The sequence below is a fragment of the Actinophytocola sediminis genome (assembly GCF_054779715.1).
Map to the genome: position 1 here is coordinate 114,965 of NZ_BAAGXS010000033.1, position 18,896 is coordinate 133,860.

Annotated in this window: 13 protein-coding genes and 2 pseudogenes; 7 read left to right on the forward strand and 8 right to left on the reverse strand. The window is 65.2% G+C overall.

What is annotated here, in order from left to right:
• Positions 1-14: 14 nt before the first annotated feature.
• Positions 15-164: pseudogene (gene ligD / locus ACYVIP_RS21255) on the forward strand (non-homologous end-joining DNA ligase LigD); the annotation flags it as partial.
• Positions 165-289: 125 nt separating this feature from the next.
• Positions 290-412: pseudogene (gene ligD, locus ACYVIP_RS21260) on the forward strand (non-homologous end-joining DNA ligase LigD); the annotation flags it as partial.
• A gap of 110 nt (positions 413-522) precedes the next feature.
• On the opposite strand, the gene ACYVIP_RS21265 reads toward ligD (ACYVIP_RS21260), so the two are convergent.
• The 4 genes from ACYVIP_RS21265 to ACYVIP_RS21280 form a co-directional block, all read right to left on the reverse strand.
• Positions 523-1,005, reverse strand: coding sequence for a hypothetical protein (locus ACYVIP_RS21265; RefSeq protein WP_460399189.1), 483 nt, complete (start codon positions 1,003-1,005; stop codon positions 523-525).
• A 28-nt stretch (positions 1,006-1,033) separates the two neighbouring features.
• On the reverse strand, positions 1,034-1,648 hold the full coding sequence (locus ACYVIP_RS21270) for a hypothetical protein (protein WP_460398952.1): 615 nt from the start codon (positions 1,646-1,648) through the stop codon (positions 1,034-1,036).
• 141 nt (positions 1,649-1,789) lie between these two features.
• Positions 1,790-3,241 (reverse strand): phospholipase D-like domain-containing protein, encoded by a 1,452-nt coding sequence (locus ACYVIP_RS21275; protein WP_460398954.1) that lies wholly within the window; start codon positions 3,239-3,241, stop codon positions 1,790-1,792.
• Positions 3,238-6,705 (reverse strand): AAA domain-containing protein, encoded by a 3,468-nt coding sequence (locus ACYVIP_RS21280; protein ID WP_460398956.1) that lies wholly within the window; start codon positions 6,703-6,705, stop codon positions 3,238-3,240. Before ACYVIP_RS21280 ends, ACYVIP_RS21275 begins: the two co-directional genes overlap by 4 nt.
• A 209-nt stretch (positions 6,706-6,914) precedes the next feature.
• Between ACYVIP_RS21280 and ACYVIP_RS21285 the strand changes: the two genes are divergently transcribed.
• The gene (locus tag ACYVIP_RS21285; protein ID WP_460398958.1) at positions 6,915-7,301 is read left to right on the forward strand and encodes a hypothetical protein; all 387 of its coding nucleotides are present in this window, start codon (positions 6,915-6,917) and stop codon (positions 7,299-7,301) included.
• A gap of 211 nt (positions 7,302-7,512) precedes the next feature.
• On the opposite strand, the gene ACYVIP_RS21290 is transcribed toward ACYVIP_RS21285, so the two are convergent.
• Both ACYVIP_RS21290 and ACYVIP_RS21295 read right to left on the reverse strand, forming a co-directional pair.
• A complete protein-coding gene (locus tag ACYVIP_RS21290; protein WP_460398960.1) occupies positions 7,513-8,811 on the reverse strand; it encodes an AlbA family DNA-binding domain-containing protein in 1,299 nt (432 codons plus the stop codon).
• Positions 8,812-9,115: 304 nt separating this feature from the next.
• A complete protein-coding gene (locus ACYVIP_RS21295) occupies positions 9,116-9,556 on the reverse strand; it encodes a hypothetical protein (protein WP_460398962.1) in 441 nt (146 codons plus the stop codon).
• Between the two features lie 409 nt (positions 9,557-9,965).
• Here ACYVIP_RS21295 and fxlM point away from each other — a divergent pair, with 409 nt between their 5' ends.
• Complete coding sequence (gene fxlM, locus ACYVIP_RS21300; protein WP_460398964.1) at positions 9,966-11,207, forward strand: methyltransferase, FxLD system; 1,242 nt, start codon at positions 9,966-9,968, stop codon at positions 11,205-11,207.
• Between the two features lie 327 nt (positions 11,208-11,534).
• Here the strand turns inward: fxlM and ACYVIP_RS21305 are convergent, their stop codons facing one another.
• Together ACYVIP_RS21305 and ACYVIP_RS21310 are read right to left on the reverse strand one after the other, a co-directional pair.
• Positions 11,535-12,008, reverse strand: a complete 474-nt coding sequence (locus tag ACYVIP_RS21305; protein WP_460398966.1) for a GNAT family N-acetyltransferase — start codon at positions 12,006-12,008, stop codon at positions 11,535-11,537.
• A complete protein-coding gene (locus ACYVIP_RS21310; protein ID WP_460398968.1) occupies positions 12,005-15,088 on the reverse strand; it encodes an orotidine 5'-phosphate decarboxylase / HUMPS family protein in 3,084 nt (1,027 codons plus the stop codon). Before ACYVIP_RS21310 ends, ACYVIP_RS21305 begins: the two co-directional genes overlap by 4 nt.
• A 261-nt stretch (positions 15,089-15,349) precedes the next feature.
• Here ACYVIP_RS21310 and ACYVIP_RS21315 point away from each other — a divergent pair, with 261 nt between their 5' ends.
• From ACYVIP_RS21315 to ACYVIP_RS21325, 3 genes are read left to right on the forward strand one after another with little or no spacing between them, the layout of a single operon-like run.
• Positions 15,350-16,063, forward strand: coding sequence for an HAD family hydrolase (locus tag ACYVIP_RS21315; RefSeq protein WP_460398970.1), 714 nt, complete (start codon positions 15,350-15,352; stop codon positions 16,061-16,063).
• Positions 16,060-17,916 carry a glycosyltransferase family protein gene (locus tag ACYVIP_RS21320; RefSeq protein ID WP_460398972.1) on the forward strand — a complete coding sequence of 619 codons (1,857 nt, stop codon included), beginning with the start codon at positions 16,060-16,062 and terminating at the stop codon, positions 17,914-17,916. Before ACYVIP_RS21315 ends, ACYVIP_RS21320 begins: the two co-directional genes overlap by 4 nt.
• Positions 17,913-18,878, forward strand: coding sequence for a thymidylate synthase (locus ACYVIP_RS21325; protein ID WP_460398974.1), 966 nt, complete (start codon positions 17,913-17,915; stop codon positions 18,876-18,878). The genes ACYVIP_RS21320 and ACYVIP_RS21325 overlap by 4 nt, the downstream gene beginning before the upstream one ends.
• The last annotated feature ends 18 nt before the right edge of the window (positions 18,879-18,896 follow it).

Consider the following 18,896-nt stretch of genomic DNA (forward strand, 5'->3'; position numbering starts at 1 on the left):
CGCCAGACCGGCTCGTGTTCGACCTCGACCCCGGCCAGGACACGACGATCGGTGAGTGCTGCCGCGTCGCGGGGCGCCTCCACGACATCGTCGTCACCGACGGCCTCGCCTCGGTCGCAAAGACCAGTGGCTCCAGGGAAATGCAGCTCAATGCTGGTCTCAGCGCCGCGAATACGATGGGCCCGTCCGGGTACGCGAAGACGCTCGCCGAGCGACTGGCCGCCTGGCCCCACCCCAGACCTCGTGGTGGCGACGATGGCGAAGAACCTCCGCGCTGGGCAAGGTCTCTATCGACTGGCCCCAGAAGAACCCGGCCAAGACCATGGCCGCGTCGTACTCACTGCGCGGCCGCACCAACTCGACCGTGTCTACCCCCGCCTGGGAGGAGGTCCGCGGCTGCCACGACCCGGAACAGTTGGTCTTCACAGGCGACGACGTACTCGAACGAGCCGAGGAACACGGCGACTTGTTCGCACACCTCGATGAGACAGCACGATCTGCCCGCTCCGCTGAGAAGTACGATCACGCTGACATGCTGCCGGTCATCGGACGAGGTTGCTGCGTCGCTGCCAGAGCCATGACCGCGTGGGGTCGCGTCAATGCCACGGCGCTCGCGGCGAAGAAGTCGGCGAATCGGCGTGCGCTCTGCTCGGTTTGCTCACGATGCCACGCGCTCATCGCACTATCGAAGTCTTCCTGGACAACAGGAGAGATGTTGGGTAGACGTCGCGCAGTCAGCGCAGCGACGAGCGAGTTCCACAGCTCGTAATAATTGCTTCCGTGGCCAACGCTCGCGACATCGATCTCTTCTAGGGCGGGGTCGATGAGCTGCCTGAGTCGAAGTCGGACCGCCTCTACGGTCGATGTTTCTGTTGCGCCCGCACGGATGTCGTCGACCGATCTTTGGAACTGTGCCAAGATGTTGTGCAACGCGTCATCGTGAGTTCGGGCAAGGGGCGTGACAGGGAGGCTGACGGTCTGCACATACGCGATCGCCTCCGGCAACACGGCGAGCGAGAGCGAGCCGACCGACTCATAGACATTCAGGTACCGGATGGCGACGAGGCCACTCTGTCGAAGGTCCGACGTGGTCAGTTGCGCAGCTGATTCGTGGTTCGTCGCGGTAGCCGTCGTTGACACGGCCAGGTGGAACGGCGAGCGTCACTCGGTGCAGGTAGAACTGAGCTGCTCCATCGTCTTGATCGCTCATCCGACGCAACATGTTCTCGATCGCGGACTCGTAGGTGCCGACGTGCAGCGCCTGATTGAGCTGTTGCTCGACGAACGCCTTGGAATGGCCAGCCGGGAGGCAGTGCGCGGTCGCGAGGAGTTTCGCCCTTTGGTCGTTCGCGTAGGTTGCCGAGGGCCAGTCGAGGTGAGTGCTGGTGTGGTACCAGGCCACCCGATTGATCTGTGTGTTGTCGAGGACCGGGTCGTCTGGGTTTCGCAACGCGGCGACCCTCGGCCCGAAATGGATGGTGCCGCCGCAGTGTTCGCACGGCAACAGAGCGTCGATGGTCGACTTGATATGGTAGTCCGCAGCAGAGATGGACGAGATCTCGCCGCAGTCGCAGTTCATGCGGTAGCCGTAGTTGAAGTCGCTGTTTTGCTCGTCCAGGGCAGGAGCGGCGGGCCCTTCGCTGTCCATGTCACAAGACTACTTGGAGCGGTGCCGCATCTCATCAACATGTTGAGTGGACAGTTGTGCGGCTTGCCGGCCTCCGCGAGCAGGAGCGCGGCTTGGCGACGGGCCGATGAACCCCCCGTCGCGGGAATGCAGCCCGCCCTTCTACTTCGCCTTGCGGTTCAACTCGATCGCGGCCACCGCCTCGACGTACCGTTCGTTGACAATGTTCGCGGCGCTGATGAGGGTGCCTTCCTCTCGACGATAGGTGCGTTCCTGTCCACTGCGGAACGACAGCCAGTCGAAGCTGCTGTTGATCCACGTGTCGTCGAAGATCAAACAATGCGGTAGTGCGTCTCGGAGCCGGACCAGGTTGAGGTTGGGGAAGCGCTCGTCGAGCTTCCTGAGGCGATCGACGGCTTCGGTGTCGTGCTCGTCGTCCGGGTGGCCTAGGCCGTAGGCGATGTACGCGATGAGTCCTCGGCGGCGGAGCATGCGCTCCAGCTCGGCGATCAGGTCAGGATCGATTACCGCGCCGCGCAAACGAGACGTGATCAGCAGGAAGCGGCGCCGGGCGTCACGCAGCCCGTGCGCGAGCAGTTCGCGATGCTCGAAGGCGGGCACGGCACGCACCGCGAGTGCCGCCAGCTCGGCGCGGGCAGTGGCGCTGTCGTGGGGAGCGACATCCCCGGTTGAGGCGGGGACGCCGGGCGGGGTGTTGTCAGCCCTTCTTTGCAGGCCTCGTACGGTGTCGTAGGGCGTGCGCTGCTCGAGGAGTTGAGCAGGCAGTTCGGGTTCGCCGACGGGTTCGGCCACAGTGATACCCAACTTCTCGACGCCGCCAGCTTCGAGCAGGGCGCGGCTGTGTGGCTCGCTGGCGAGGTCGTCGACGACGACACTCAGGCGCACCTCGTCGAAGTCGAGGGCGGAGTACACCAGGAGCACGACCGGCAGGTAGCGGCGTGGTTGACGGGTGACCGCTTCCACCGCCAGTACCTCCAGCTTGGCTGACGACCTGGGACGCCGAGGTGGCGTCGGCTTGGGATTGTCCTCGGTGTCGGTGATCAGCATGTTCAACGTGCGCGGTGTCACATCCTGAGTGGTCACCTCGCGCGTACGGATGGAGGGCAAAACCACGAGACCGTCAGCCCGGGCTTCGTCGCGGGTGAGGATGTCGGATTTAGTGTGCTCGGTGGGAACCCACCGCAGACGATCGAAGGCATAGGGCTGTTCGACGCGTTGAGGGGTGGAGGTCTCCAGGTCGGTCACCGCTTTGATACCGGCGGCGGTGAGGCTGACCGAGCGCAGGCCCGGCTGGCCGGGTCGGCTGCGTAGACGGTAGTCGAGCGTCTCGGCGGAGAGCTGCCCCGCGACAGCGGTCTGGACGACATCTCGGTCCACGCCAAGCACTGCGGCAATGTCGGGAATGGTGTCCACACCCTGCTGGCACAACCGGAGGACGAACTCGTCGACGACGGGCAGTGGTTTGCGTTCCAGGGCCACCAGGTCGAGGGTGAGCCAGGAAACGGGGATCGCGGCCTCGACCGCGGTCACGAGCTGGAAGCCGGAGTGCAGCTCGCTGTAGCGGCGTGCGGCGATGGTGGTGGTGTCGGTCATGCTTGGGCCGTCCTGATCCGGCAGGTGTCGGGATGTTTGCGCATGTAGGTCACTACGTCGTTCAGCGGGCCGGGGCGGGTTTCGCAGAATGGTGCGTCGCCCACGAGGACCAGGCCGTGACGGGACCGCGACAGAGCTACGTTGACTCGTCGCCAGTCGCGTGGGCCGAGGAAGCCGATCGTGCCTTGGCGGTTGCTGCGCACGATCGAGTAGAACGTGACGTCGCTTTCGCGGCCTTGGACGGCGTCGATGGTGTTGATCTCGACGTCCAGCAGCGTCGAAGGAGGTCCTACTACCGCACGCTGCAGTTCCTCCATCTGCTTGCGGTAGCCCGTCAGTACCAAGACGCGCAAGGGTCGGCCGTCCTCGGTGTGGACGGTGCCGTCGTCCAGGGCGGTGCGCAGTTCGGCCAACGCTCGTTTGATGACCTGGACCTCGTAGCGGTTGAGCACGTCGTGGCCGTTGCGTGTTTCCCGGCGCCGGTCGGAGCGAGCGGTGTCCAGCCAGGTGACCGGCCGATACAGACTTTCCCATCCGGGCAGCTCGGAGGTGGTCACCGAGCGCAGCGTGCCCTGGTAGAAGCAGGCGGATACGAGGTCGCCGATGCCAGGGTGCATCCGGTACTGGTGGGTGAGTTGATGGCGGGCCACCTCCGGGGCCTGTTCCAGCAGGTCACGGAACAGGCTTCGCTCCACCTCGGCACGTTCCAGGCCGTGCCGAGTCATCAGTTCCTCGTTGTCCAGTACCTCCTCCTGCATCGGAGGGAGTTGGTTCGGGTCCCCGACGAGAACCCAACGCCGGGAGCGGGACAGCGGTACGAGAGTCTCGGTGGCGGTGGCCTTGGACGCCTCGTCGAGGATGCACAGGTCGAACTCCAGTTCCCGCACCGCGGGATGGGAGAGGAACCCGATGCACGTACCGGCGACGACCCGGGCCCGCCGCAGCAGTACCGCTTCCAGATCTCGGCTGGACTCGATCCGCTGCAACCACTCCGCCTGCAACCGCAGGATGCCGACCAGCTTCTCCAGTCGGGGATCGTCGTTGACGACGTCTTTGAAAACTGCGCGCAGGGCCGCAACGGTCGGTGCCGTTTCAATCCTCCTCAGCGCTTCTGCTTGAGTCTCGTCGAGCAGTTCGGCGGCGCGGGTTCGCAGGCTCTGGACCCGTTCGGCTGACCGATCCACGAGGTCGGTCAGCGCGGTCATTTCCGAGACGATCTCTTCCTCGTCCTCAGAGAGCCTGTCCCCCGGTGCTGTGTTCTTGGATGCGCGCGGCCTGGGTTGGCGAGGTGATCCCCCGAGCGCCCTCAGCTTGGCTTCCGCCGCGGTTTGGTCCTTCAGGGCGGCGATGCATTCCAGCAGAGTCGCCGCGCCCTGGACGTGGGCGAGTTCCACTGCCTGGTCTTCGGCCAGATACCGCAGATGGCTATCCGCGCGATCACGGATCTCCTGAACCCAGATCGGCATGCGCTGTTCCAGCATGTGCTGTCGTGCCTGAGCGGCGATCCGCTCATGGGAGCGGCCTAGCCGGACCAGGTTCTCCAGGCCAGCGTCCGCGAGCCGCACGAGCGCGTTGTCCACCGCGACATGTGTTTGGCTGACCAGCAGGATCCGAGAGGCGGGGTTGCGGCGCAGTTCCTGACGGACCAGCTCGGTGATGAAGCTGGTCTTGCCGGTTCCAGGCGGTCCTTTCAGGAGGAAGAAGTCCTGGCTGCCCAGTGCCCGACCAAGCGCGGTCCGCTTGTCGGAATCCAGCCGGTCGTCGAACCACTCCGCAGTGACGGGAACGGCACGCTCACCGATGCGGGTGGGATCCAACAGCAGGTCACGCAGCAGAGGGCGCACCGCGATACCGGAACGCACGTTGACCACGGCATCGCGCTGGCGAGCCAACGCCGCCTTCGCCGGCCCGATATCCAGGACAAGCTCACCCGCAGACGGCAGATTCTGAGGTTTTCGCAGGTAGGCGAGGGTGAGAACAGTGCCCTCCTGGGCGATGACCACGCCGACGCCACCGGCGATGCGCTCCCGCCCGGACCCATCGGCGACCTCGACACGGCAGACCCGCTCCTCGCCCAGCACGTCGACAGCAGGCGCCACGATCAGGTGGAACCGCACCCTCTTGCCGTCAACCTCGGCCGAGGTGTATCGGAAGGCTCCGGTGCGGGTGCGTTCCAGGTCTTCCTTAGCTGTGAGCAGGGCCATCCACTTGTCGAACATGCGGTTCTCATCACGCTGCCGCTGTTCGTCTTTCAGCCGCAGATGGTGCTCGTCGAGGGCGGCGAGCACCATCTCCATCGCCTGCCGGGCAGCAGCGGGTGGCTGTCGCCTACTGGTCCAGGTGATCTCCTCGGCAACCGGCCACCCACGACGCCGCATCGCCTCCAACGCGGCCTCGCTCTCCTCGTACACCCGAGAGACAACGAACGTTGGTTGGTCCGGCAGGACCACCAGACGCAGGCGATGTCGTTCACCCACCAGATCGAGGGTGTCGGGCATCGGCAGCCCGTTTTTGGGGTCCGTGCCGCGGACCAGGTGGGTACCTGGGACGATTTCCGCCCGCAACGCTCGCTCGAGGGCCTCGGCGTCGCGGTCCAGGGGCGGTGAGACCAGACCCCGCGCGGCCTGGTCCTTGAAGTCCAACTGAGCCAGGCGCGGCCGCAGCCACTTCCGGTTGCGCCGAGTCTGGATCTCGTGGAGCCGCTCACGCAGCACCATCGCATCACGCGGGCGGGCCGCCTGGTCACCGCTGGTGCACTGGCGCAGTAACGCCCCGACCTCCGGAGGCACATCGATCTCGTCGAGGGCGGCATCGAGGTGCGGATAGTCAGTGAGGGTCCAGCCGGTCAGACACGCCGCCGCGGTGGCGGCGAAACCCCATACATCTCTACTGGCGCTGCCCAACCCGTTCAGCTCAGGCGGAGCGTAGGGGCGGGAAACGAACTCCGCGACAGTCGCTTCGGTGAGATGACTGCGGATCTTGCTGATGCCGAAGTCTGCCAGCAGCGGCGTCTGGTCGTCACTGACGAGGATGTTGGCGGGCTTGACGTCACGGTGCACGACATCACGCTCGTGGGCGTATGCCAGCGCGTCGAGCAGAGCAAGGCCGTACGCGTTAGCGAAGTCATCCCACCCGAAATCCTCCGGCGGTGGGAGAACATCTCGCAGCCGCTTTTCCACCCACGGAAAAACCAGGAAGAAAGCGTCCTCACCGGCGTCTTCTCCGTGGTCGAGTAACGAGACGATATTGCGATGAGTCAGCCTCCCCAACGCTTCCACTTCGCGCTGAAAAAACACGCGGTGCGTGTCATCTGCGTCGGCCCGCAAAATCAGCTTTACCGCCACCACGCCAGCAGTCTGCTGGTCAATGGCCTTCACAACGAGAGAGGCACCACCCACACGCTGCGCCCCACCGGGTTGCTGATCCTCCGGCATGACCACGTACCGGCCCGCCACTACGCGCATCACGATCTCCCCTTGGCAGAAGCGAGTACGAAACTCTACAACGCGTCGCCTGGTGCACCCGCATCAACACGCCATTGGGTGACGTCGAGTCCAGCGATCCTTCGTTCGTTCGGATGCGTTGCCCTCGTCCGGAGGCTGGCGGTGATGAGCAACTCCGCCGCTGGCCAGGCCGTGCCGGCGCGTGCCGAGTTGGTCGATAGGCTCCGGCCATGCCGCTGCTCTACGCGTTTCAGGACCTGGCCGGTGAATGGCACGGCCACCCGAACGACGACATCGACTGGGACAAGCCGGCCGTCGCCAAGTTGACGATCATCGACGAGCGGTCCCCGTACATCGGTCAAACGCTCACCGTCTGGTCGGCCGCCATGGAAGGCTCCAGCCCGCCCGGCTCGTACGTGACCCTCGACCACGGCCGCCGGCTGTGCATGACCGTGGCCGTGGAGAATGAGATTTACCCGTGGACCGAGAGCGAACGGCAGCCTCAGCAGCGCGAGTACGCAGGGATTGTGGAGCCGTGGCGAGACGCCTCCTACGAAGCCCCTGATGACGAAAACCGAGCGTTCCCAACGCTTCCTGGACACCATCCGCTTGCTTAAGGGTCTAGCCTCAACGCTAGCCACTCCACCGGGCGTATCGCGCCCTCCCAACGGCACGCAACCAGCGGAGCGATTGGGGCGATGTTTCGCTCGGTAGTCGCGCGGGACGCATCCGTCATGGCCCTCACCTTCGGGGCGGCGAGCCATCAACCTTCACCGACTCCCTGATGGCCATTGTTTTAAGGGCGCGCCCGTTGGGAGCAAACTGTATTCACCGCAGGCCGGGCGGGAGGCCAGGTTGGTCAAGCAATCGCTCCATGCCCAGAAGGCCAGCGTCCAGGCCGATCTGGGCGAGCCAGTCGTCAACCTGAGCATCAAGATCCCGACGTTCGCGCAGGTCGTATGCAGGGTTCGATACCGCGTCAGCGCCGTGGGAACTGCCACGGTCGATCATCGAGGTCAGTCCCTCTGTCTCAAGGAGATCCTTCACGTCTGGTTTGGAGCGGAATGCCAAGCTAGGCGGTTGTGGTAGCACCACCGGGTCGACCCCGGCGATCCCTGCCACCGCGTTCACCACATTGGGATCCACCAGCGCGGCCAACAATACGGTCACAAGTGAACGCAACCGCAGCACCGACAGACGCCACGACCCCTGATCGGCATCTGAGTTCGACGAGACCCCGCTGGTCTGTTCACGCAGTTCCGTGGCAGCAACGATGTCGAGCGTCAATGTGAGCTCGGATGCGGGTGCGCCGTAGGTCTCTGGCAGCTCCAGCTCCAGCACCACGTCCACGAGATCGGAGAGGCCGCTCCTGGCGAGCCGGACTCTCCGGGCGCGGTTCAAGCCTCTCCGGTGAAATGGTCGACTCGCCTCGGTCATACCGACGTCTCTGCTCCAACCTCGCAGAGATTGAGTGAGCTGCGACTCCTCGAGTGCGTCGCCGAGATCGCGCACGGCACGTTCCGACAAAGGCTGCCACGCGGCAGCGGGCCCGACTGGGGATCGCAGACCGCTGCGCAGGATGAACAGAGCGTCCATCCGGCTGTGCGCGGAAGCGAGTTGTGGAACAGGCAGCGGCGCCGCCCACGTGGCTCGCTGCGGCACCTCGCTGAACAGTTGCGCAAGCCGCATACGGTCAGCTGTCGCGTTGCGACCGTTCAGACGAATCGGTGCCGCGCCGTCCAACAGCACGGGCCGGGGTGCGATGGCCGAAAAGACCCGAATCACCAAGAGATATCGGCCAGTCTTCTCGGGCAATGGCAACACCAGAATCTCGGGCTCCCACGGTGGCTCCAAACGCGTGTGACAGCCGCTCGTAATCTGCGTGATGGCTTCTTCCGACACACCGACCAACCGGTCGTCGTCGTTCGGCTTGTCGGTGACCCCGACCACGATCAAGCCACCGTAGCTGTTGGCCATCGCCGCCACCGACTTCACCAGGCTCGGGCTGTACTTCTCCTTGTACTCATGAGTCAGACTCTCCAGCGGGTTCTGCTTGACCAAGGCACGGACCCGATCGACCGTCACATCAGCTGCAGCACACATGAACAACGAATGCGTTGACACCACCAGCTGAGCATGACACAGGGTCGACGGTGATCTTGGGTCTGCTACACGACCCCCGTTACCGAGGTGAGGACGACGCCGAGCACGTGCCGATGCTCGGGGAAGAAGCCGTCCAAGACGTCAACGAGTGTGTCGATCTCGCCCGAGAGTGAGGACACGGCGAACGGCGTCCGCGGCCAGAGCGCTCCGCCGTCCTCCAACCAGATCCACGCAGCGCCTGCTGCCCTGGTCTGATTGGCTTTCGCGTTGAGCGCGCATCACCCGATCGTGCAGGTCCCGATCGAATCGCGGCCATCTCACAACGCCGCTACCCTCGTCTGTCGGGTTCACCGCGCCGGGTGCACCCCAGCACCGCGTCGACTGTGTCTACCTCAACGGATGCTGCGGTGCGGGCGCACTGCTCGCTGGCTTCACGAATCCGCTGGTACCAGGCTTCGTCGGGTTCCACCGGGAGGTCTCCCCACCAGGTCACCCCATGCCGACCGCCGACCGTCAGGAGGAACATGCTCGTACGCTCCATGCGAAGGGTGTGCTCGATCGACCGGTTGTCCGGATCGATCGCTCGGTACTCGAGGAACACGTCGATACCGCCTCGCGCTGCCCGCAGGTCCCCCGGCCTGCCGTCTGACTTCGGCGGCTCCAGCGTCACACGAGCACCAGCGAGCAGCGCCTGTGCTGCGAGCCGTGCCTGGGCGACCGCGCGCCGCAGCTCGATCCGGACCGGGTTGCTGCGCATCGTCCTGCGCAACACGCCGATCCCGTCCGCGCCCGCGTCCTGCAGGACCTGGACACTGCCCTACCACCCCAGCAACCCGACGAAGGCATCACGCTGCCGCTCGGCCGGAGCGAACAACGACGGACTCACCATCGCCAACGCGACACGGCTCCGCGTATCAACCGGTTCGGCCCTCGGCAACCAGCCGACCCGAAGAACTCACCCAGCCCGACGACGCGCGACGCGCGGCTTCCCGACCCAGCGACGTGACATGCTCGCCTGTCAAGGTCGCCGACGAACACATCCCAGTCCAACTCCTGACGCCCCTGCTCCACGTCGCGCCAGCCCGACATGACCTCCAGCCCTTCCGCGCCGTCCACGGCAGTTGGAAGACGATGTCACTACATCCCGACCAACCAGACCAGCACTGCAGAAAGACACAATGGACACAGACATCACCGCTACGACGCCGAAGGCCCTGCGCGCCTTGATGGTCGAGAAGGTCAAGAAGTCAGGGCACGCACAACGCCCGGAAGTCGAGCAGGTTCTTCGTGACACGGCGCGGCACGAATTCGTGCCGGACGCGGACCTGGCGACTGCCTACAGCCCGTGGCAGGCGGTGGTCACCCACCGGTTCGACGACGGTCGGGCCTTGTCCTGCGCGTCGGCACCATGGGTGGTCGCCGCGATGCTCGACCAGCTCGACGTCCAACCGGGGAACCGCGTCTTGGAGATCGGTGCGGGCACCGGGTACAACGCCTGCCTGCTCGCCCAGCTGACAGGCCGCGCGGACCTCGTGACCACGATCGACATCGACCCAAACGTCACCGAGCAAGCCCGCCGGGCCCTGGCCGCCACTGGCTACGGCGACGTGCACGTGATCACCGGCGACGGCGGACTCGGCTACCCTGCCCACGCCCCGTACGACCGCATGATCGCCACCGTCTCACCGTGGGACATCCCCCTCCCCTGGTGGCAGCAACTCGGTCCTGGCGGCCGGCTGGTCGCGCCGCTGCGGTGGCGTGGCCAGGGACGCAGCGTGGCCTTCACCCACACCGATGGCCGCTTGATCTCCGACTCTCTCCATCTCTGCGGCTTCGTGTACCTCCGCGGCGAACACGAAGGCGAACTCGACGGCCCGATCACCACCGACGGCCTGATCACACTTCACTGGGACCGCGACCAAGCCGTCGACCTCGCTGCGCTGCGGGACGTGCTCAACCAGCCGCGGGTCACTGCCTGGTCCGGGGTCACCATCGCCGGCAACGAGTCCCACGACGGGCTTTGGCTCCGCATGACGGTCACCGACTCGCGCGTGTGCAGGCTCAAGGTCGACGCCGACGTCCCACCGGAGGTCTGCGACCCGGTACCTGGTTGGTGGCGCATGGCACTCATCGACGGCGCCACGCTGGCATACCTCACTTACCGACGTAAGGAGACCGGCGACGAGGTGCGCTGGGAGCTGGGCGCCGTCGGCCACGGCCTCGCCGCTCCCGAGCTCACCGAGTACCTGTGCGACGAGATCCGGAGTTGGGCTCCGACACGGGACCAGCACGCGCCCACACTCATCGTGTACCCGGCTGACACCCCGGACAACGAACTGGCAGGACCTGCCATCGAGAAAGCCAACAGTCGGTTCGTACTCGCATACGACGATGTGCTGTTGCGAGCTTCTCACTCGTAGTGACCTAAATCCCTAGGTCAGGAGGGCCGCAGGCGACCGTGTCGAACAGTCCTGCGCCCGGCGTCATTACTGCAGACAGCGGGGCGCGGGCTTGAGGCGGCCAGCGTGGATATGGTGAAAGGAGAGAGGGTGCATGGCACCAAGGGGACCGCAGAACTTGTTCAACCTTCTGGTTCGGGACTACCTCCGTGTCACGACTGGTCGTCCTGCGGTGTCGGGGACGCGGGACGGATGAAGGTCGCCAGCTTGTTGTCCATGGGTTCAGGGCCGATATCTGATGCTTCCTCTGCGACGTGGTGAGCCTGACAACAACGTCCGCTTGACCCATCAGATCGAGAGCTGGTAAACGGCGCGGTCCTTGCCGGGTCCCTTGAAGTTGGCAATGACGGGAACCCCGTTGACGATGCGATCGCCGCCGGCGTTGGAGAAGCCCATCGATTCCCAGGTGGCTTGTGCGGCCGTGTTCTCTGGTTCAGAGGTGAGGTAGATCCGTGTGCAGTTCCAGGCGGTTGCTTGGTCTCGGACGTGGCCGATCAGAGCTTGGGCGATGCCGGCTCGGCGGTGGTCGGGATGGGTCATGACGTCCTGGATGTACACCTCGTTCGGGGCGTCCTGGCTGCGGAAAGCGATAGCCGCTCCGGCGAGTTCATCGTTGATGAGGGCGGTGGGGCATGTGGAGGAGAAGAGGGTGGCGTAGAGCCAGTAGTCGGAGGCGGTACGGGCCTTGACGTAGGGTGCGCCGAGGTCCATGAGCGCGAGGATCTGTGGGATGAGGTCAATGCGCAGCGGCGTGATCTTCATGGTGCTCCTGGTGTCGTAACGCGGACGAGGTTGGTGAGGTGGCGGACGACATCGCTGGGATCAACGGCGTCGGAGACGCTGCGGCCGACGATGAGGATGTCCCAGTCTGGGTCGGCGATGATGTCGTAGTCCGTGGGCCCGAAGCCTCCGGAGACTGCGACAGGTAGACGGGTCCAGGTACGGATGGTGTGGGCGCTGGTCAGGGCGCGTCGGCTGCCGATCCCGATGTCGATGTTGGTGGTGACGGTGAATCCGTCAACGCCGGCTCGTTCCATGTCGGTGATCCACTGGCGGGAGAGCAGGGGAAGTGGTGTGTCGAGGAGAATGGGGACTCCTAGGCGCCGTCCCGCTTCAACGGCGGCAGAGACACTGGCGACAGTGGCGGGTCCGATGAGGAGCACGACGTCGGCGCCCGCTTGGGCGGCGAGCACGACTTGGTCTCGGCCCCAATCGGCTGACATCATCTCGGCGATCACGGCTGTGTCGGGTACGTGTCGCTTGATGTGCGTGATGGCGCTGAGTCCAGTCGCCTTGATGAGCGGGTCGCCGACTTCGACAAAGTCTGCCCCTGCGTCGGCAGCTGCGCAGGCCACGGCGGCTGCCTCGTCGAGATCATGGAGGTCAAGCGCGATTTGGATCGAACGACGATTCCGTAACTTGCGGAACTCTTCTTGACGGCTGTAGGTGAGTGGCTGTGCCGCCGCCGCGGCCAGAGCATCGGATTCGCGCTGTACGAGCCAGTCCTGGCTGCGACGAACTTGGTCGACTATGTGGGTTTGCTGCGCTTCGGTGAGTGTGAGCCAACCGGTACGGGCCTCGCGGAGCACGCCGAACAAGGCGCGCGGGTCGCTGTTGCCATTATGTGTGCCATACAGGAGGTGGAGTCGATGGAGGCCGGGCTGGACATGGGCCGGGCATCGTTCCCAGCTCGGCTCAGTGGCCACGAGGGACAACGCGGCCTGGGCGAGTTCACCGATGGATGCTGCACTATCGCCGATACTCGGCGCGTTGAGCAGCAGTCCCTGCAGGACTCTGTCCCTCACATGCCAGTTCCTGTCCAACAGGAGCGTGGGTAGGTGAGTCGTGGCCGCGTTGGTCGGCATGTGGATGAGGGAGAGGGCGGCTGCAGCGCGGACCTTGTAGTCGGTGTCGTTGGCAACGGTGCCGATTACGAGGTTGCTGGCCTGGGTAGTGGGGGCACGTTGGTCGCGGAGCCCTTGCGCGAGCGCAGCGCGGACGCGCCAGTTCTGGTGGTTGAGCAGGGAGGTAAGAGCGGGCGCTTCGTTGTCGCCGAAGAACAGGAAGAAGTGTCGGGCGACGAAGGTGGCTTCGTCACCGTGATCAAGGTCGGCTGCCGCGAAAAGTGCTTGGACGGCGCGGGTATCGAAGTTTTGCTCGATGAATCGGGCGGCGCTGTCCCAGATCGCGGTGCCGAATTTGCGTAGTGCTGCGACCAGCCATCGGTGAAAGGCATCGCCGAGGGCGGGTATCAGGGCAGGTGTGGCGAGGAGCGCGGTAGTCAGTTCGTGGGCTGAGTCGTGGTCGCAGCGTTCAGCGCAGGCTCGGAGTACTTCGGACGTGGCAAAGGCGGTGTCGGCGAATTTCAGCATGAGAGGCAGCGTTGTGCTCAGCGAGATCGTCGGAGCGAGTGCCGCGGCGGTGACCACGTCGAGGGCAGTGCTGTTGAGGTGATGTATCACGAACTCGAAGACGTTGCGTGCGGTCGCGGAGGTCGCGGCCTGTTCGGCGAGGTCGTTGAGAGCGCTGACGGTGGTCACGGAGCGGCCGTTGCTGGTGAGGAGTTGAGTAAGTCGGGTGGCGAGGAAGTACTCACGAAGGATGTCGTGTACGAACTCGGGACTTCTCCCGGGGATCTGTGTTCGGAGGATCGCCGCTAAGTCTTCGCGGTCTGCCAGGAGGGTTTGATCCTTGGCGGGCTGGGAATTGATCGAGGGAGTCAGTATCGCCGGGATGACCGTAGGCATATCGCGTTGGGCCAGGTTCGCTAATGCGTCGAAGGTTCGATCTATGTCCAGGCCCGCTCCGCCCACGAGGCTCCGCATGCAGTGGTCGACCAGAGAGTACGGGTTGGCGTCGGTGTCCGCGGTCGTTGGTCCGGCCGCGAGGAGCAGTCTCAGGTAGAGCGGCAGTCGGGTCAGCTGCTGCACTGGATGCGGCAATGCGTCGAAGCTGGCCGTGCCGGTGGGCTTCGCGCTGTTCCAGGTCGCTCGCGCATCAGCCGTGGTCCAGTGCGGGATCACGTATGGTTCGGACTCCAACCGCGGTCCTGGCCGGTGGAAGATCGAGGCGTTGAGCACGGGATGCGCGGCGGTCTGGATCTGAGGTGGAGTTCGGATAACAAGTATAAAGCGCAGGAACGCGGATTGCACCTGCCGGAGAATGATGTCAATATGGCGGGCTATCGGATCGAACTGTTCTTGAGCGGTTATTCCGTCGATGACGATCAGACATGGCCTCGGCAGCTTTGCAGCTTCGCCCTCCAGGGTGAGTAGCGAGTCTTCTCCACCAGAAATAGACGCGTAGCGCAGGATCTCTACAGCAAGGTCAAAATGCTGTGGTGCCCACGAAGTCGCGGCGTGCAGTTGGAAATCTACTTCGGAGCCGAGGATGTTGACCAGATGGTGGGTGAGTCGACTCTTGCCACTTCCCGCAGGTCCGTTGATCAGGTAGACCCGAGACGGAGCCTGCACGAACGCCCGTACGCGATCACTGGCATCGAGCGGTGGGCGGTACGGCAGGTCGGCCTGGAGTTGGGCCTGCATCGCTTCCAGCAAGGCGAACGTCCGGTCGGACGAGCCGCTCGCTAGGCCACCGGTTTCGTCTCGTCCCGAGCCGAGGGCTTGAGCGAACCGTTGTCGGACATCATCGGGCGCCCGAGCAAGGTCGGTATCGAGCACGTCCTGCGTGTGGTGACGCAACCGTGCCTCGCTACCGCGGCTTTCCCAGTTTGCGACCGCAGCGTCGTTGAAGCCGAGGTGGCGGGCGAACTGGCGCACACTCATACGCCGAGCAAGGCGCAGAGCTCGGGCTTCGACGCCGGACCACTTCACGATCGTCACCAACGCTGCTCCCCCGGGTTTATTTGCCAGCTGGCGCCGCCGTGCGTCGACGTCGGAACGCACGGTTACACCCGACTCTAGGACAAGACTAGGACGCCAGCCCCTCCCCTGCCCGCCCTGGCCTCATGCAGCCTGTTCGAAGTGGCAGATGTCGACCAGCGCACGACGTCTCACCGGCGAGTGGGCGTTCAACCGGTGCACCCAGCCGCCCGATTCGTGTGGCTGTCGAATTCATGCGTGAATCTGCAAAGGAACTGATTGATGACGACTCCGGGGATACGCACCGAAAACACCGGCGCGGCCGCCAACGGGACACTCCCCGCAGGTTCGACAAAGCTTGCACTATTTGACCTTGATGGCGTGCTGTTTGACACATTGGCAGTGATGCGTGTCGCCTGGGGCCGGGTCCGTGCCGAGTATGGGTTTTCGGCATCTTTTGAGGACTACGCCGACCATCTTGGGCGACCATTTGACGCCATTCTCGGCATGCTCGGCCTTGATCTTCCGCAGGACTCTTCGGCGCGTGTCCTGGGCACCTACCAGGCCGTGTCGGCTGAACACGCCGACCTGGCCGTCCCCTGTTCTGGTGTGGTCGACACGCTTCGTCAGTTGGACTCACGAGGGCTTCTCCTGGGCGTTGTCACCTCGAAGGCGAAGTCCTCCGCTCTTCCGTTGTTGGATCGGCTTGGGTGCGAGTGGGCGGTGATCCGCACGCCAGGTTCGGGGCGCGGCAAGCCCGCCCCGGACTCGCTGCTTTTGGCGGTTACCGATGTCGGGGTTGACCCCCGCGATGCGGTGTATGTCGGGGACATGTCGGTGGACCAGCAGGCGGCGGATCGTGCCGGCATTCCGTACCTGCACGCCAGTTGGGGCTACGGCGCGCCTGCAACGACGGACGCGGTGGTGTTGTCCCATCCGCAGGAGCTGATCGCGGCGCTCACCGATCCCTGTGGACGAGAGGTCACGTCTGCATGAGCACGAGCCCTTCTGATCTACTCATCTACGACGAGCGTCCTGGCCCTGCTGGCTTTTCGAGATCGCCATACTGGCGCATCGCCCAGGACGACGGCGCGACGCTGCCGACCTCCACACCGCGGATCCAGCTGGCGGCGTTGGAGGAGACTCCCCTCGACGCCGCTGAGATCACCTCGTACACCGACACGCTCGTGCGTCATCTGGAGCGCGAGCACGGTGCGGATGCGGTGACACCAGGCGGTGTCAGCTGGTTGCGGGTTCATGCAGTGCCCGTACGGCGCCTGGTGAACCAGGCGGTCCGGAAACTGCTGGCGTTGTCGAACTGGCTTCCCTTTGCGACATCGCCGGGTCCGCTCGTGACCGGTGTGGACAGTCGTCTCGTTGAGACGCGAGACAACGCTGTGTTGGGCTATCACTCCTACACGGCCGCCTGGGCCGGTATCGCCTTCCTGCTCGCCGACAGTCCCAGTGCGCAAGCACTCCACATCGAGGAGAACCCTTCCGACGTCGTCGTGGCTCCTGATGTGGCTGCCGGTCTCGTTACGGCTGCGGCGGATGTGGTGGCGGTGTCGTGGTCGTCACGGCATGCGCAGACCTTGCTGCCTGTGTTGGAGATTCTCGCCGCGCGCGGGACGTCCAGTCTGGTCGTGGACTGTGCGAGCGAGCTCGATCAGCGGGTTCCCACCGTATTGACGGCCACCTCCGGACAGCGAATCACCGTCTCGCGTGTGCCAGCGCATGTCTTCGAGGAGACGGGCGGGCTGGCCATCTCGGGCGCGGCGGACTGGCGATCGGGCCGCACGCTCTCGGTCGGTGTGTGCCGAATCGATCTTGGTCGGCTTGCGTCTCTAGTGTCGCGCACGGTCCTGCGGAGCACGGACTGCACGCAGCCTTCGTGGGCGGCCGCATGTCGGCTGGAGCAGATGTTGGATCGAGTGTTCGCCGTGGCACGGCCTGCGGTGTTGTTGTGCAGCAACGACACCAGCCCGGTCGGCGTGTTGGCGGTAGGTGCGGCGGATCGCGCGGGCGCGAACACCGTGTATGTGCAGCATGGCGCGTGGGTGTCCGGGCAGGTAACGGGGAGGGCGGAGCACTGCGGGCACATCGCGGTCATGGGAACGCGTGATGTCCCTGTGGCTCGGCGATGGGCGCGTCGAGCTGACGCGGAGGTACACGTCGTGGGTCAACCTCGCTTCGACCCGTTGGCAGGCGTCGACAAGACTCGCCAGCGCCAGTATCTGAGCGATCTTCTTGCGGCGCATGGTCGTGTTCCGGACCAGCTGCTGGTGTGGGCGTGCCAACCGGTCAGCGCCCGCCGTCTCCGCGCGCAGTTCGACGTGCTCGTCGAGGGTGTGCGGCAGGCCATCAGTGATTGGGGGCTGGTGATCGCGCCGCACCCAGTGCAATCCGAGGAGACGTTCGCTTCGCTGCTGGCTGATGCGTCCAGGGTCCCGGTTGGCGTGGTGGCTTCGGAGGTCGGTGCCCGTGGTTGTCTGGGTGGCGCGCACGCGGTCGTGAGCGCTTCGTCCACGTGTGGGATCGAGGCGCTGCTGCTGGACGTACCGGTGCTCGAACTGGCGTTGCCCGGTAACCGCACCCTTGAGCTGGCCGAACAGCACGCCGCCCGACGATGCACGAACGGCACCGATGTAGCTGTCGCGCTCGACCAGCTCGGCGGCCGCGGCACCGTGGTCAAGGTGCCCGAGAGCGCGAAGGACGCCGTGTGCCGGACGCCGGGACGCAGCGCCGAGTCCGTCGCCGACCTCGTCGCGGCCTGTACGACCAATCGCGCCCGCCCAACACGGCGACCGCATCAGTCCACGACCACGTTCCCTGGGGAATCACTGAGATGATCACACTGGCTGGACAGTCGGCGAACGAGCTGTACATCGCGGCGGCCGACGCGGTACTGCGCGACGGCGTGGCGGTGCATCCGCGCGGGCTCGAGACGCGCGAGATCCTCGGTGTGCATCTGCGGTTGACCGATCCCCGCCGGCGGTTCGTCGACCTGCCACCCGCGCGGGTGATCAACCCGGCGTTCGCCGTCGCCGAAGCGTTGTGGATCGTGTCCGGGAGCGATGCGCCGTGGATCTACCGATACAACAAGGCGCTGACCCGCTACACCGATGACGGCGTGCTCCAAGGGGCCTATGGACCGCGGATACGCCGCTGGAACAACAGCGTCGACCAGCTGGATCACGTGCGCCGCACCCTCATCGACGATCCGGACTCCCGCCAGGCGGTTGTTCAGCTCTACAACCCCGGTCACGACACCCGCGGGTACCGGGACGTGCCGTGCACACTCGGCTACCGATTCTTCGTACGGCAAGGCCGACTGCGCATGCACACCACGATGCGTAGCCAGGATCTCTGGCTCGGATTCCCCTACGACGTGTTCACCGCCACCCTGATCCAGGAGCTGATGGCCGGCTGGCTGGGCGTCGAGCTCGGCGAGTACCACCACACCGTCGACTCCCTGCACCTCTACGCCAACCACCACAACTCCGCGACCACCGTGGCGGCAGAGCCCTCGACGCCGTCAGTGCCGATGCCGCCGGTCGCCGCGCCCTGGAACGAATTCGCCGCCGTGGTGGGCTCGGTCATCGACGGCGCCCCTCCGACCGGAGCCGGAGATGCCTGGGGCACGTTCGCGGCCATCATGGCCAGCTACCGGGCCTGGGGCAACGGCGATCGCGCGACCGCCCATGCCCTGGCCGCCGACGTCGACGGCGAGCTGGGCGCGGCCTTGCGTCGCTGGTATCAGCTGCTCACCGCTGACCATCAGCATCCGGCAGCGATGGGGGTGGCACAGTGACGCGGCCGGCTCGGCAGC

Coding starts and splice junctions, on each gene's coding strand:
- ACYVIP_RS21270 (WP_460398952.1), bottom strand. CDS start 1,648: ATGGACAGCGAAGGGCCCGCCGCTCCTGCCCTGGACGAGCAAAACAGC.
- ACYVIP_RS21275 (WP_460398954.1), bottom strand. CDS start 3,241: ATGACCGACACCACCACCATCGCCGCACGCCGCTACAGCGAGCTGCAC.
- ACYVIP_RS21280 (WP_460398956.1), bottom strand. CDS start 6,705: ATGCGCGTAGTGGCGGGCCGGTACGTGGTCATGCCGGAGGATCAGCAA.
- ACYVIP_RS21285 (WP_460398958.1), top strand. CDS start 6,915: ATGCCGCTGCTCTACGCGTTTCAGGACCTGGCCGGTGAATGGCACGGC.
- fxlM (WP_460398964.1), top strand. CDS start 9,966: ATGGACACAGACATCACCGCTACGACGCCGAAGGCCCTGCGCGCCTTG.
- ACYVIP_RS21305 (WP_460398966.1), bottom strand. CDS start 12,008: ATGAAGATCACGCCGCTGCGCATTGACCTCATCCCACAGATCCTCGCG.
- ACYVIP_RS21315 (WP_460398970.1), top strand. CDS start 15,350: ATGACGACTCCGGGGATACGCACCGAAAACACCGGCGCGGCCGCCAAC.
- ACYVIP_RS21320 (WP_460398972.1), top strand. CDS start 16,060: ATGAGCACGAGCCCTTCTGATCTACTCATCTACGACGAGCGTCCTGGC.
- ACYVIP_RS21325 (WP_460398974.1), top strand. CDS start 17,913: ATGATCACACTGGCTGGACAGTCGGCGAACGAGCTGTACATCGCGGCG.